This window comes from Paraburkholderia sprentiae WSM5005 (assembly GCF_001865575.2).
In the GTDB taxonomy this organism is placed as follows: Bacteria; Pseudomonadota; Gammaproteobacteria; order Burkholderiales; family Burkholderiaceae; genus Paraburkholderia; species Paraburkholderia sprentiae.
In genome coordinates this window covers 1504958-1517813 of the sequence record NZ_CP017561.2, presented here as the reverse complement: position 1 = coordinate 1517813, position 12856 = coordinate 1504958, and the positions used below count along the sequence as shown (strand labels likewise).

General features: G+C 65.0%; 12 protein-coding genes. 2 read left to right on the top strand and 10 right to left on the bottom strand.

The genetic code is table 11. The annotated features are described in order from the left end of the window. The first annotated feature begins 6 nt into the window (after positions 1–6). Entirely contained in the window at positions 7–867 is an 861-nt protein-coding gene (locus tag BJG93_RS06975; protein WP_034479338.1) for an outer membrane protein assembly factor BamD, read from the top strand. A gap of 94 nt (positions 868–961) precedes the next feature. On the opposite strand, the gene rlmD is transcribed toward BJG93_RS06975, so the two are convergent. The 6 genes from rlmD to surE all read right to left on the bottom strand — a co-directional run bounded on the left by rlmD (position 962) and on the right by surE (position 7330). Continuing rightward, on the bottom strand, positions 962–2392 hold the full coding sequence (rlmD, locus tag BJG93_RS06970; protein ID WP_027197590.1) for a 23S rRNA (uracil(1939)-C(5))-methyltransferase RlmD: 1431 nt from the start codon (positions 2390–2392) through the stop codon (positions 962–964). A gap of 119 nt (positions 2393–2511) precedes the next feature. Continuing rightward, positions 2512–3288 (bottom strand): 3'-5' exonuclease, encoded by a 777-nt coding sequence (locus BJG93_RS06965; protein ID WP_027197589.1) that lies wholly within the window; start codon positions 3286–3288, stop codon positions 2512–2514. A 4-nt stretch (positions 3289–3292) separates the two neighbouring features. Then, complete coding sequence (gene rpoS / locus BJG93_RS06960) at positions 3293–4384, bottom strand: RNA polymerase sigma factor RpoS (protein WP_027197588.1); 1092 nt, start codon at positions 4382–4384, stop codon at positions 3293–3295. Between the two features lie 11 nt (positions 4385–4395). Continuing rightward, positions 4396–5346 carry a peptidoglycan DD-metalloendopeptidase family protein gene (locus tag BJG93_RS06955; RefSeq protein WP_027197587.1) on the bottom strand — a complete coding sequence of 317 codons (951 nt, stop codon included), beginning with the start codon at positions 5344–5346 and terminating at the stop codon, positions 4396–4398. 5 nt (positions 5347–5351) lie between these two features. Next, complete coding sequence (locus tag BJG93_RS06950) at positions 5352–6575, bottom strand: protein-L-isoaspartate(D-aspartate) O-methyltransferase (protein ID WP_027197586.1); 1224 nt, start codon at positions 6573–6575, stop codon at positions 5352–5354. Next, positions 6572–7330, bottom strand: a complete 759-nt coding sequence (surE, locus tag BJG93_RS06945) for a 5'/3'-nucleotidase SurE (RefSeq protein ID WP_027197585.1) — start codon at positions 7328–7330, stop codon at positions 6572–6574. The genes BJG93_RS06950 and surE overlap by 4 nt, the downstream gene beginning before the upstream one ends. Positions 7331–7574: 244 nt before the next feature. Between surE and BJG93_RS06940 the strand changes: the two genes are divergently transcribed. Next, a complete protein-coding gene (locus tag BJG93_RS06940; protein ID WP_027197584.1) occupies positions 7575–8549 on the top strand; it encodes an NADPH:quinone oxidoreductase family protein in 975 nt (324 codons plus the stop codon). 78 nt (positions 8550–8627) lie between these two features. Here the strand turns inward: BJG93_RS06940 and BJG93_RS06935 are convergent, their stop codons facing one another. The 4 genes from BJG93_RS06935 to BJG93_RS06920 all read right to left on the bottom strand — a co-directional run bounded on the left by BJG93_RS06935 (position 8628) and on the right by BJG93_RS06920 (position 12831). Continuing rightward, positions 8628–9452: an ABC transporter permease gene (locus tag BJG93_RS06935; RefSeq protein ID WP_027197583.1), complete on the bottom strand. Its 825-nt coding sequence runs from the start codon at positions 9450–9452 to the stop codon at positions 8628–8630. A 72-nt stretch (positions 9453–9524) separates the two neighbouring features. After that, a complete protein-coding gene (locus tag BJG93_RS06930) occupies positions 9525–10337 on the bottom strand; it encodes an ABC transporter ATP-binding protein (RefSeq protein WP_027197582.1) in 813 nt (270 codons plus the stop codon). Positions 10338–10455: 118 nt separating this feature from the next. Further along, entirely contained in the window at positions 10456–11493 is a 1038-nt protein-coding gene (locus BJG93_RS06925; protein WP_027197581.1) for an ABC transporter substrate-binding protein, read from the bottom strand. A gap of 96 nt (positions 11494–11589) precedes the next feature. Next, positions 11590–12831 carry a CaiB/BaiF CoA transferase family protein gene (locus tag BJG93_RS06920; protein ID WP_027197580.1) on the bottom strand — a complete coding sequence of 414 codons (1242 nt, stop codon included), beginning with the start codon at positions 12829–12831 and terminating at the stop codon, positions 11590–11592. Positions 12832–12856: the final 25 nt, after the last annotated feature.

The following is a 12856-nucleotide window of genomic DNA, read 5'->3' as shown; positions in this document are numbered from 1 at the left end:
TGGAAAATGCGAGCCTTGAACACCATCACTGAAGCGGCGATCAATTTGGCGGCCATCAAGAAGGCGGCCCGGAAAGTGGCCGGATACGTCGCGTGCGCCGCGGCCGTCGTCGCTATCGCGGCTTGCCACGGCCTGCCGGAGAAGACCGACGAAACGGCAACGTGGCCCAACAACAAATTATATACGGAGGCGAACGACGCCCTGACCGGTGGTGACTTCGGCAAGTGCGCGAAGTATTTCGAGATGCTCGAGGGCCGCGACCCGTTCGGCCACTTCGCCCAGCAGGCGCAGATCAACGTCGCGTACTGCAACTGGAAGGACAACGAAAACGCCGCCGCCGACCAGGCCATCGACCGCTTCATCCAGCTGCACCCCGATCATCCGGACATCGCCTACGCGTACTACCTGAAAGGCATGATCCACTTCAACGACGACCTGGGTCTGTTCGGCCGCTTCTCGGGCCAGGACATGAGCGAGCGCGATCCGAAGTCGCTGCGCGAGTCGTATGACGCGTTCAAGGTCGTGGTGGACCGTTTCCCGAACAGCAAGTACGCGCCCGACGCCGCGCAGCGCATGCGCTACATCGTGAATGCGCTTGCATCGCACGAAGTCCACACGGCGGACTACTACTATCGCCGCGGCGCTTATGTCGCCGCAATCAACCGCGCGCAGCTCGCGTTGCGTGAGTACAAGAACGCGCCGGCCATCGAAGACGCGCTGCACATCATGATCCTGTCGTACGAGAAGCTGAACAACCAGCAACTGGCCGACGACACGCGTCGCGTGCTGGCCGGCACCTTCCCCGACAGCCCGTATGTCACCGGCCGCGCACGGGCCGGCACGGCAAAGTCGTGGTGGCAGTTCTGACGCCCCACGCGCCGACGCCACGCTGAGCGTCGTCTGAAAGCAAAAACGCCACGACCTCGGTCGTGGCGTTTTTGCTTTATGCGCGCCGCGAGACTCAATCGCGCTCGAACAGCGCGATCGATTCCACGTGCGACGTATGCGGGAACATGTTGACGACGCCCGCGCCGACCAGCCGATAGCCGGCCTCGTGCACGAGCAGGCCGGCGTCGCGCGCGAGTGTCGCCGGCGCGCACGACACGTAGACGATGCGCTTCGGCAGAGGTCCGTTGCCGCTCTGCGCGATCTCCGCGAGCGCCTTCGCGATCGCGAGCGCGCCCTCGCGTGGCGGATCGATGAGGAACTTGTCGAAGTGGCCGAGCGCGCGCAGGTCGTCGGCGGTGACTTCGAACAGGTTGCGGCACGCGAACGACGTATGCCCCGCGACGCCGTTTAGCTCCGCGTTCGCGAGCGCGCGCTGGACCAGCGCTTCGCTGCCCTCGATGCCGACCACTTCTCGCGAGATTCGCCCGAGCGGCAGCGTGAAGTTGCCGATCCCGCAGAACAGGTCGAGCACGCGGTCGGTGCGCGACGGCGCGAGCAAGCGCAATACGCGGCTCACCAGCACGCGGTTGATCGCGTGATTGACCTGCGTGAAATCAGTCGGCTTGAACGGCATGCGGATACCGTATTCGGGCAGCGTGTACTCGAGCTGCACGTCGAGCGGATAAAACGGCGTGGCCGTGTCGGGACCACCCGGCTGGATCCAGAACTGCACGTCGTGCTCGTCGGCGAACTCGCGCAGCACCTGCTCGTCCCCGGCCGTCAGCGGTTCGAGGTTGCGCACGACGAGCGCCGTCACCGACGAGCCGACCGCGAGCTCGAGCTGCGGCATCCGGTCGTAGATCGACAGCTTGCGGACCATGAAGCGCAGCGGCATCAGCAGCGCCGACACATGCGGCGGCAGCACCTCACAGGTCTTCATGTCGGCGATATAGCTGCTCTTCTTCTCGTGAAAGCCGATGCGCATGCCGCCGCGCTCGGGTAGAAAGCGCACCGCGAGCCGTGCGCGATAGCGATAACCCCAGGACGGCCCGTGAATCGGCCGGAACACCGTTTCGGGGCGCAGCTTCGCCAGATGCTGCAGGTTGTCCTCGAGCACGCGTTGCTTGACCGCCACCTGCGCGCGCGTGTCGAGATGCTGCATCGAGCAGCCGCCGCAGATGTCGAAGTACGCGCATTTCGGTGTCGTGCGGATCACGCTCTCGCGCAACACCTGGACCACTTCGGCTTGCTCGAATTTCGGCTTGCTGCGATAGGTTGCATAGCTGACGAGTTCACCCGGCAGTGCGCCTTCGACGAACACGACCTTGCCTGACGTGCCGTCTTCGCTCGTGGTGCGGCCTACGCCGCGCGCTTCCATGTCGAGCGACACGATTTCGATAACCGGTTCGTTGCCGGTGATGACGGGCGCCGGCGCCGGGGCCTGCGCCCTGGCATGCTTCGATGAGCGCCGCGGCGAGCGACGTTGGGGGGCAGTTCGGGACACCTGCGGACTTCCTGGACAAACTGTGGGGAAAGGCGAGATTGTAGACGAAGCGCCGGGCTCGCCTGCGCTGCGTGCGGATCGCGGCGCGGCTGCCGCACGCGAGCCCTGCTCGCTCGCGCTTACTGCTCGAACGCCGCCAGATACCCGGCCCACTGCGGCGCCGTTTCCAGCGCAAGCGCGTTCTTCACGAGGTTGATCTCGTCGGCATACTCCGACGGTGAAAAGCCGCCTCGAATCAACTGGAAGCGGCAATACAGCAGGTACGTGTTGACGACGTCGGTCTCGCAGTAATTGCGGATTTCCTCGATGCGCCCTTGCTGGAACGCCTGCCAGACCTGGCTGCCGTCCATGCCCATCTTGCCCGGGAAGCCGCACATCTTCGCGAGCGCGTCGAGCGGCGCATTGGCGCGCGCCTGGTACATCGCGAGCACGTCCATCAGATCGGTGTGGCGCGCGTGGTAGCGGCTGATGTAGTTATTCCACTTGAAATCGCGGTCGTCCTCGCCGAGATCCCAGAACCGGTAGGCCGGGATGCCGTTGACGAGCGCGCGATAATTGAGCACCGGCAGATCGAAACCGCCGCCGTTCCAGGACACGATCTGCGGCGTGTACTTCTCGATCACGCGATAGAACGACTGCACGAGCGTCGCCTCGCCGTCCTCGGGCGCGCCGAGCGAGCGCACGCGAAAACCGTTGTTGTCGCGGAACACGCAGGAAATCGCCGCGACCCTTTGCAGGTGATGCGGCAGAAAATCGCTGCCGGTTTTTTCGCGGCGCGCGGCGAACGCGTGCTCGGCGACTTCGGCGTCGCTCATCGACGCGGGCAAATCTTCGAGACGGCGGATGCCGGCGACATCGGGAATCGTCTCGATGTCGAAAACAAGAATCGGTGTCATCAGGTCAGAGAACGGCGTCTTTGCGGACACCGTTCGAGGCGAAGAAGCGCTTGAGTCGCACCAGCGCTTCCTGTTGGATCTGGCGCACACGCTCGCGCGTGAGGCCCATTTCGTCGGCCAGTTCCTCGAGCGTGGCGGGCTCGATGTGATTCAGACCGAAGCGCCGTTCGATCACATGGCGGTGCTTGTCCGACAAGCGCGCGAGCCAGGCCCGCGTCAGCGTTTCAAGCTCGCGATGCTGCACCTCGGCGTCTGGCGACTGGCTCTGGTCGTCCGACAGCAAATCGAGCAGACTGCTGGCCGGATCGAGGTCGAGCGGGGCGTCGAGCGACGCGGTGTGCTCGTTCAACGCGAGGATGTCGGTCACTTCGTCGGCGGTCTTGCCGGTCAGATAGGCGATGTCGTCGATGCTCGCGTCACGGCGCTCGGCCGCCTCGCCGGAATTCATCGAGTTCTTTTCCAGATGACGCTTCGCGCGCAACACCTGGTTGAGCTCACGAATCACATGCACGGGTAATCGCACGGTGCGCGCCTGGTTCATGATCGCGCGCTCGATGCTCTGGCGGATCCACCACGTCGCGTAAGTCGAAAAACGGAAGCCGCGCGTCGGATCGAATTTCTCGATTGCGTGCATGAGGCCGAGATTGCCCTCTTCGATCAGATCGAGCAGCGGCACGCCGCGATTCAGATAACCCTTGGCAATGCTGACGACCAGCCGCAGATTGCGCTCGATCATCACCTGCCGCGCTTCGAACTCGCCGGCCTTGGCAAGGCGCGAATATTTCTGCTCTTCCTCGACGGTGAGCAGCGGCTTCACGCTGATGCGATTCAGATAATGCTGGATCGTGTCGGCCGTGAGTTCGGCCTGCAGCAGTGCGCGGAAATCGTCGGCATCGGGCAGCGCGTCGGCCGTGCCTTCGCGCGTGTCAGCGCCCTCGCTGTCGTCGAGGCCGCTCTGGCGTTCGTCGAGTCCGCGCTCCTCGACGACCTCGTCTTCCACTTCCGAAGCGCCGCTTTCGTCCACTGCTGCGGCGGACGTGACTTCGCTGATCTTTTCAGACTCGGCTTGCGGTGGGCGGCGCTTCGATTTCGGCATGGTCGTATCGCTTATTGCGGCGGCAAATACTTCAGTGGGTCGACTGGTTTACCCTGTCGGCGAACTTCGAAATGCAACATCACGCGGTCGGAATCGCTATTGCCCATCTCCGCGATTTTCTGTCCTTTCGTTACCGCGTCCCCCTCTTTTACCATCAAAGCGCGGTTGTGTGCATACGCGGTGAGATAAGTTGCATCATGCTTGATGATAATGAGATTGCCGTAACCACGCAGCCCATTTCCGGCATAGACGACCCGACCATCCGCTGACGCTTTGACCGGCTCGCCCGCGGAGCCACCGATATTCACGCCCTTGTTGGTCGAGTCGTTAAACGTGCCGAGTAGCGGACCGCGCACCGGCCATGCAAATGCTACGTTGCCCGCCGCGACGCTGCCGGTGTCGGCGCTCGCCGCAGAGGAATTGGCCGCAGGCGCAGCGAGCGCACCATTCGCGGGCGTACCGTTGGTCGGGCCGCCGTAGAGCGGCGGCATCGCAGCGCCGACCACGGCCGGCGCGTTGTTGTTCAGCGGTGCGCTTTGCACCGAGCCCGTGCTGCCGATCGGCGCGGTCGACACGCCCGGCGTCGTGGCCGCGGTATTCGCGCCCGGCGGCACGACGCGCAGCAACTGACCGACTTCGATCTGATTCGGGTTGGTCAGGTTGTTCCACGTCGAGATATCGCGGTAATTCTGGCCGTTCTCGAGCGCAATGCGGTACAGCGTATCGCCCGGCTTCACGCGATAGTAGCCGGGCGGCGGCGGGCCGAGCGGCACGGCCGGTTGCGCCGCGGCCTGCGCGGTGCCGAGCGTGCCGGCGCCGGAGCGGTCGACGACGGGCGCCTGGTCGAGCCGGGATGCACAGGCCGTCATCAACAGGGACAAGGCGAGCACGCACACGCTGCGCTGGGTTACGGTCATGGGGGTATTCGGGGTGGTTCTCTGCATCGCGCGCAACATACTCATCGGTGTCAAATCACTCCGGATTTTAAGGGTACAAAGAAAACGCGATCAAGCCGCGACTCGCGCCACTGCGCGGGCCCGAGGCGCTCGACCAGCGTCAGCACCTGGCTCTGTCCTTCCTGTGAACCGACCGGCGCAACCAGACGTCCGCCGATCGCAAGCTGCTCGAGCAACGCCTGCGGCACGTCAAGTCCGGCAGCCGCGATCACGATCGCGTCGAACGGCGCCGCGGACGGCAAACCGAGCCGCCCGTCGCCGTAATGCAGCCGGATATTCGGAATGCGCAGCGGACGCAGGTTCGTCTTCGCGCGTTCGGACAGCGGCTTGATGCGTTCAATCGAATAAACCTCGCGCGCGACCCGGCTCAATACGGCCGCCTGATAACCGCAACCGGTGCCGATTTCGAGCACGGTGTTCAGCGCGCGCCCGGCGGCCGCGAGCTCGATCATTCGCGCAACCACCGACGGCTTCGAGATGGTCTGGTGATGACCGATCGGCAGCGCGGCATCTTCGTATGCCTGGGCCGCGAGGCCCGGATCGACGAACATGTGGCGCGGCACCGCCGCCATCGCGTTCAGCACCCGCTGATCGCTGACGCCATTGCCTCGCAGGCGTTCGACCATGCGTTCGCGAACCCGTTCCGACGTCAGCGCCAACGCGTTATTCATCGCGCCGTTGCTTGCGCCACTGAACGCGCCGCCGAATGCGCCGCTCATCGCACCGGCCAGCGCTGCGTTCGGCGCGGGTTTCGCGGTTTGCTGCGCTTGCGACCGAAGCGGCGATGGCGTCGCGCGTACGCCATGGCCTCGCGCATGCGTCGAGGTCTTGGCCGGCTTGACCGACGACTTCGGTGCTTGCTGGACAGGCTGGCCCGCCAATGCACCAGCCAACGTGTTCGCCGTCGTCTTCCCGACTGGTGCGGCTTGCGGCTTCGGCGGCATCGCACCGGTCGCGGCCGTTGCCGTGCCCGACGAAGCGCTTGGCGTCTTCGCCTGGGGAATCACCTGGGGTCGCGTCGCCGGCGCAGGTTGCGCAGCGGCGGAGGTCTTCGCTTGCGCTCGTGCGGCCGCCCCGCCCTGCGTCGGTTTCGCCGACTGCTGCCGCGTATTCAACGCCGCGCTCGCCGCGAGCGCCGCCGCGCGCATCTCACCCGGACGTCCCTCGGACCGGCGCGGTTCGCGCACCAGGTCCTCGAGCCCCAGCGGAAAGCGCTTCGCGCGCTCGCCGGTCATGAAGTGCCGCTCCCGGCGCGCAGCCAGTCGCGCGCCGCGGGCAGCATTTGCGTGTAGGTCAGGTCGAGCTGCAACGGCGTAATCGACACGGCGCCGTTGGCCACCGCGTGGAAGTCCGTGCCTTCGCTCGCGTCGCGCGCCTGGCCCGAGGCGCCGATCCAGTAGATCGGCTCGCCGCGTGGATTGGTTTGGCGGATCACCGGCTGCGACGGATGACGTTTGCCGAGCCGCGTGATCTGCCAGCCGCGCAGCTGGTCGTACGGCAGGTTAGGAATATTGACGTTCAACAGCGGATGCCCCGGCAACGGACGGTCGAGATAATGCGCGACGATTTCGGCGGCAACCCGCGCCGCGTCTTCGAGATGCGCCCAGTCTTTGTCGACGAGCGAAAACGCGATGGCCGGCACGCCGAACATGATGCCTTCGGTGGCGGCTGCGACGGTGCCGGAATACAGCGTGTCGTCGCCCATGTTCTGGCCGTTGTTGATGCCCGACACGACGAGGTCCGGCCTATGGTCGAGCATGCCGGTCAGCGCGATGTGCACCGAGTCGGTCGGCGTGCCGTTCACGTAGTAGAAACCGTTCGCCGAACGCAGGACTGACAGCGGCCGCCACAGCGTCAGGGAGTTCGATGCCGCGCTGCAGTTCTGTTCGGGAGCCATCACGGTGATGTCGGCGATCGGCTTCAGCGCTTCGTAAAGCGCGGCGAGGCCCGGCGCCAGATAACCGTCGTCGTTGCTGAGTAGGATTCGCATGCGCCGATTGTAACCGAGGAAAGATGGCAGGCGAACGACATGGCCGGCGTGTCCGCATAGCAGGCCCGAGTGTCGCGTGAGCCGATGTTTTTCCGGCGCGCGGATGCTTGCGTCGAAGGTGAAGATGCTGCTTTGCGACGAAGCGCGCGCCGCACGTGCTCAACAGCAGCGCAATAAATCGCACGGTCGTACGCCTTGCTTTACACTCGAAACCGTTGCGAACCCTCAACGATGTGGAGACGCGATGCGCGCGATTCGCTGCAAGCAGTACGGGCCGCCCGAGAGTCTGGTCGTCGACGACCTGCAGGATCTCGACCCGCCGCCTGGCCACGTCGTGATCGATGTGAAGGCCGCCGCCGTCAACTTTCCCGACGTGCTGATCATCGAGAACAAATACCAGTTCAAGCCGCCGCTGCCGTTCACGCCGGGCTCGGAAGCGGCGGGCATCGTACGCGCGGTGGGCGCAGGTGTCACGCAGTTCAGGCCGGGCTCGCGCGTCGCCGCGTTCATCGGCTCGGGCGGGTTTGCCGAGCAGGCGCTCGCGCCCGCCGCGGCCTGCGTGCCGCTTGACGACGACGTCGAGTTCGAACTCGCGGCCGCGTTCACGCTCGCGTACGGCACCTCGCATCACGCGGTGGTCGATCGCGGCGCGCTACAGCCGGGCGAGACGATGCTCGTGCTGGGTGCGGCAGGCGGCGTCGGGCTCGCCGCGGTCGAAATCGGCAAGGCGCTCGGCGCGCGCGTGATCGCGGCCGCTTCGAGCGACGCAAAGCTCGCGATCTGCGTGAAGCATGGCGCGGACGCGACGATCAATTACAGCACCGACGATCTGCGCGAGCGGATCAAGGCGCTCACCGACGGCAAAGGCCCGGACGTGATCTACGACCCGGTCGGCGGCATGTATGCGGAGCCGGCGTTTCGCAGCATCGGCTGGCGGGGGCGTTATCTGGTGGTCGGCTTTGCGAACGGCGAGATCCCAAAGCTGCCACTGAATCTGATGTTGCTCAAGGGCGCAAGCGTGGTCGGGGTGTTCTGGGGCGACTTCGCGAAGCGTGAGCCACAGCGCAATCGCGCGGCATTCGAGCAGATGACCGGCTGGATTCGCGAAGGCAAGCTCAAGCCCTACGTGTCCGCCCGCTATTCGTTCGACGACACCGGCCGCGCGTTGCGCGACATGGCCGAGCGTCGGGTGATCGGCAAGGTGGTGATCACGCCGTAGCGCAGCACATCAAGCGGCATGAAAAACAGCGCGGCGGCCGAAGCCTCGTTCGGACGCCGCGCCGCTCGCGATCCACGCTCACAGCTTCTCGGTTTCTCCGCTGCGCGGCTGCCACTTCATCAAGCGCCGCTCCGCCATCCCGACGATCGCATCGAGAACCAGCGCGAATGCGGTCAACACCAGAATCCCCGCGAACACGGTGTTGATATCGAAAGTACCTTCGGCCTGCAGGATCAGATAGCCGACACCGCGCGCCGAGCCGAGATACTCGCCCACCACCGAGCCCACGAACGCGAGCCCGACCGACGTATGCAGGCTCGAAAACACCCAGCTCATCGCGCTCGGCAGATAGACGAAGCGCAGCAGCTGTTGGCGGTTCGCGCCGAGCATGCGCGCGTTCGCGAGCACGACCGGACTCACTTCCTTCACGCCCTGATACACGTTGAAGAACACGATGAAGAACACCAGCGTGACGCCGAGCGCGACCTTCGACCAGATACCGAGGCCGAACCACACGCCGAAGATCGGCGCGAGAATCACGCGCGGCATCGAGTTCGCGGCCTTCACGTACGGATCGAACAGCGCGCTCGCGGTCGGCGCGAGCGCGAGCCACAGGCCGACGCCGAGCCCGATCGCGGTGCCGAACATGAACGCGAGCACGGTCTCGACGAGCGTGATCCACAAATGCAGATAGATCTCGCCGCCCGTGAACCACTCCCAGATCCGCTGCAGTACTTTCTGCGGCTCGCCGAAAAAGAACGCGGCCTTGTTCGGATCGTCGAAATAGAACGGCGGCATTAGCGTCGGGCTCGTCAGCACATACCACAGCACAAAGCACAGCACGAGCAGCAGCCACTGCCAGATCACCAGATTCGCCCGGCTTGGGCGCAACGTCTTCCACATGACTTGGTTCGCCTTCGACGATTATCGAACACGTCTTCTTTTTTAATGCGCGCGCAGCGATGCGCGGCCTGGTCAAACAGCGGTCAGTTGCTGCTGATACCCCTTGAGCACCTCATCGCGCAGCACACCCCAGATCTGCGCATGCAATTCGACGAAGCGCGGATGCGAGCGGATTTCGGCCACATCGCGCGGCCGCGGCAGGTCGATCCGGAACTCGCCGATCGGATGCGTGGCGGGACCGGCCGACAGCACCACCACGCGATCCGACATCGCGATCGCTTCGTCGAGATCGTGCGTGATGAACAGCACCGCCTTGCGCTTGGCAGCCCATAGATCGAGCAGCTCGTTTTCCATCAGTTGCCGCGTTTGAATATCCAGCGCGGAAAACGGCTCGTCCATCAGGATGATGTCGGGATCGAGTATCAGCGTCTGCGCCATCGCGACGCGCTTGCGCATGCCGCCCGACAGTTGGTGCGGATAGCGGTCGCCGAAGCCGCCGAGACCGACGCGCTTCAACCACTCTTCGGCCTTCGCGCGCGCTTCCGGGGCCGACACGCCGCGAAACGACAGGCCGGCCATCACGTTGTCGAGCGCCGAGCGCCACGGCATCAGCGCATCGGCCTGGAACATGTAGCCCGCGCGGCGATTCAGGCCACCGAGCTTTTCGCCGAACACGCTGACCTCGCCCGCCGACGGCTGCAGCAGCCCCGCACCGATGTTCAGCAGCGTGGACTTGCCGCAGCCGGTCGGCCCGACCACCGACACGAACTCGCCCGGCTCGATGCGCAGCGTCGTGTCCTTGACCGCCGTGTAGCGCTGTGCGCGAGCGTCGCGCGCAGCAAACGTGCAGGTGATGTTTTCGAGCGCCAGGGCAGCAACGGTCATCGTACGGCTCGCTTGGGGGATCGGGTTTGCGGGGGGCGTCGCGGCGACGCTGCGGGCGTGGACGCGGCGAATCGCACTGTCCACGTGCTGTTCGATACGCCTACGCGCGCGTTTCGTTTTACGCCTTGACGGTCGTCAGCGCCTTCTTCACGAAGTCGTTGGTCCACGTCTTCGACAGATCAATCTGCGCGTTCTGGATCATCGGATCGAACGCCTTCAGCGTCTTCAGCGACGTCGCGGGACCATCGGCGGGCATCAGGCCGTCGGGCGACATCGCTTCGCGCACATGCTGCCACGCGTCGAGATAGAGCGCACGGTCGCCGAGCAGATAGCTCTCCGGCACCGTGTTGATCAGTTCGCTGCCGCTCGCGTTCTGCAGCCACTTGAGCGCGCGCACCATCGCATTGGTGAGCGCCTGCGTGGTGTTCGGATTCTTCGTGATGAACGACTGCGACGCGTACAGGCAGCCCGCCGGCATGTCGCCGCCGAATACGGTGTGCGTATCGGCGAGCGTGCGGGTATCCGACACGACGCGCACGTCGCCCGCGCGCTCGAGGCGCGTGACGACCGGATCGAGATTGGCGATCGCGTCGATCTGCCCGGACTGCAGCGCGGCGATCGCGCCGGCACCCGCGCCCACGCCGATGAACGCGACGTCCTTCGGACTGAGACCTGCTTTCGCGAGCACGAAGCTCGCCATGATCGCCGTCGACGAACCTGGCGCGGTCACGCCGATCTTCTTGCCCTTCAGATCGGCAATCGACTTGTAGTTTGGCATCGTCTTCTTCGACACCGCGAGCACGATCTGCGGCGCGCGGCCTTGCAGCACGAATTCGCGGAACATCTGCTTTTGCGCCTGCAACAGCAGCGTGTGTTCGAACGCGCCGGAGACCACGTCCGCGCTACCGCCGACTGCCGCCTTCAACGCCTGCGAGCCGCCCGCGAAGTCGGAAATGTCGACCTCGAGCCCCTCGTCCTTGAAGTAGTTGCGGCGCTCGGCGATCGTCAGCGGCAGGTAGTAGAACAGGTTCTTGCCGCCCACCGCGATCGCCACCTTGGTGGTCTCGGGTTTGCCCTGGGCGAAAGCGAACGGTGCGGCCGCAAGCGAAGCGCCCGCGAGTGCCGCACCCCCGGCGAGGAAGGTTCTGCGTTGCATGGTCCGTTGTCTCCAGATTTCTTGTAGTCCGGCTTTTGCCGCCGTGCGTCAGTGCCGCGCTTTACGCGCTTGTCTCTGTGCGTTGCGCTGTGCGCATCAGACGATCTGTTGCGCCCGCAACCCCGCGATGCCGTCAGCATCATAACCTAGCGATCGCAGGACTTCATCGGTATGTTCACCCAGTTCCGGCCCCAGCCAGCGCGTCTCGCCGGGCGTCGCCGACAGCTTCGGCGTGACCGTGGGCAGCGTAATTTCCTTGCCGTCCTGCCACTTGAACCGCTGGATCATCTGCCGCGCGATGAACTGCGGATCGGTGAACATATCGGCGACGCTGTAGATGCGGCCCACCGGTACATCGGCCGCGTTCAGCACCGCGAGCGCTTCGTCAATCGTGCGCGAGGACAGCCACGCGGCGATCGCCGCGTCGATTTCCCGGGTGCGCGGCACGCGGCCATCGTTATGCGCGAGCGCGAGATCGTTCGCGAGATCGTCGCGTTCGATCGCGATCATCAGGCGCCTGAAGATAGGATCGCTGTTGCCGCCGATCACGATGCTGCCGTCGCGGCACGGATAAGTGTTCGACGGCACGATGCCCGGCAGCGACGCGCCGGTACGCTCGCGCACCATGCCGTACACGCCGTATTCGGGCACCACGCTTTCCATCATGTTGAAGACCGCCTCGTACAGCGCGACGTCGACGACTTGCCCGTTGCCGCCGTTCACCTGCCTATAGTGGAGCGCCATCAGCGCGCCGATCACGCCGTGCAGCGCGGCGATCGAATCGCCGATAGAAATGCCGATGCGCGGCGCCGGCAGATCCGGATAGCCGGTGATATGGCGCAGACCGCCCATCGACTCGGCGATCGCGCCGAAGCCCGGGCGGTCGCGATACGGTCCGGTCTGGCCGTAGCCCGACAGACGCACCATCACGAGACCGGGGTTTTCGGCGGATAGCACGTCGTAGCCGAGCCCGAGCTTTTCGAGCAGCCCGGGGCGGAAATTCTCGACGACGATATCGGCCTCTTTCGCGAGGCGCCGCACGATCTGCTTGCCCTCTTCGGCTTTCAGGTTAACCGTGACGGACTTCTTGTTGCGCGCCTGCACGGCCCACCACAGCGACGTACCACCGACTTCCGGATACAGCTTGCGCCATTTGCGCAGCGGGTCGCCACCTTTGGGGTCTTCTATCTTGATGACGTCGGCGCCGAATTCGCCGAGAAAACGCGCGGCGAACGGCCCGGCGATCAGCGTGCCGAGCTCCAGCACCTTGACACCGGCGAGCGGACCGCGCGCGTCGTGCGGTGCGGCGCTCGCGCCTGATTCGGGGGTGGCGCTCATGAGTCTCCTTTGTCGGCCAGAAATG

Coding starts and splice junctions, on each gene's coding strand:
- BJG93_RS06975 (WP_034479338.1), top strand. CDS start 7: ATGCGAGCCTTGAACACCATCACTGAAGCGGCGATCAATTTGGCGGCC.
- BJG93_RS06965 (WP_027197589.1), bottom strand. CDS start 3,288: ATGACACCGATTCTTGTTTTCGACATCGAGACGATTCCCGATGTCGCC.
- rpoS (WP_027197588.1), bottom strand. CDS start 4,384: ATGCCGAAATCGAAGCGCCGCCCACCGCAAGCCGAGTCTGAAAAGATC.
- BJG93_RS06955 (WP_027197587.1), bottom strand. CDS start 5,346: ATGAGTATGTTGCGCGCGATGCAGAGAACCACCCCGAATACCCCCATG.
- BJG93_RS06950 (WP_027197586.1), bottom strand. CDS start 6,575: ATGACCGGCGAGCGCGCGAAGCGCTTTCCGCTGGGGCTCGAGGACCTG.
- surE (WP_027197585.1), bottom strand. CDS start 7,330: ATGCGAATCCTACTCAGCAACGACGACGGTTATCTGGCGCCGGGCCTC.
- BJG93_RS06940 (WP_027197584.1), top strand. CDS start 7,575: ATGCGCGCGATTCGCTGCAAGCAGTACGGGCCGCCCGAGAGTCTGGTC.
- BJG93_RS06935 (WP_027197583.1), bottom strand. CDS start 9,452: ATGTGGAAGACGTTGCGCCCAAGCCGGGCGAATCTGGTGATCTGGCAG.
- BJG93_RS06930 (WP_027197582.1), bottom strand. CDS start 10,337: ATGACCGTTGCTGCCCTGGCGCTCGAAAACATCACCTGCACGTTTGCT.
- BJG93_RS06925 (WP_027197581.1), bottom strand. CDS start 11,493: ATGCAACGCAGAACCTTCCTCGCCGGGGGTGCGGCACTCGCGGGCGCT.
- BJG93_RS06920 (WP_027197580.1), bottom strand. CDS start 12,831: ATGAGCGCCACCCCCGAATCAGGCGCGAGCGCCGCACCGCACGACGCG.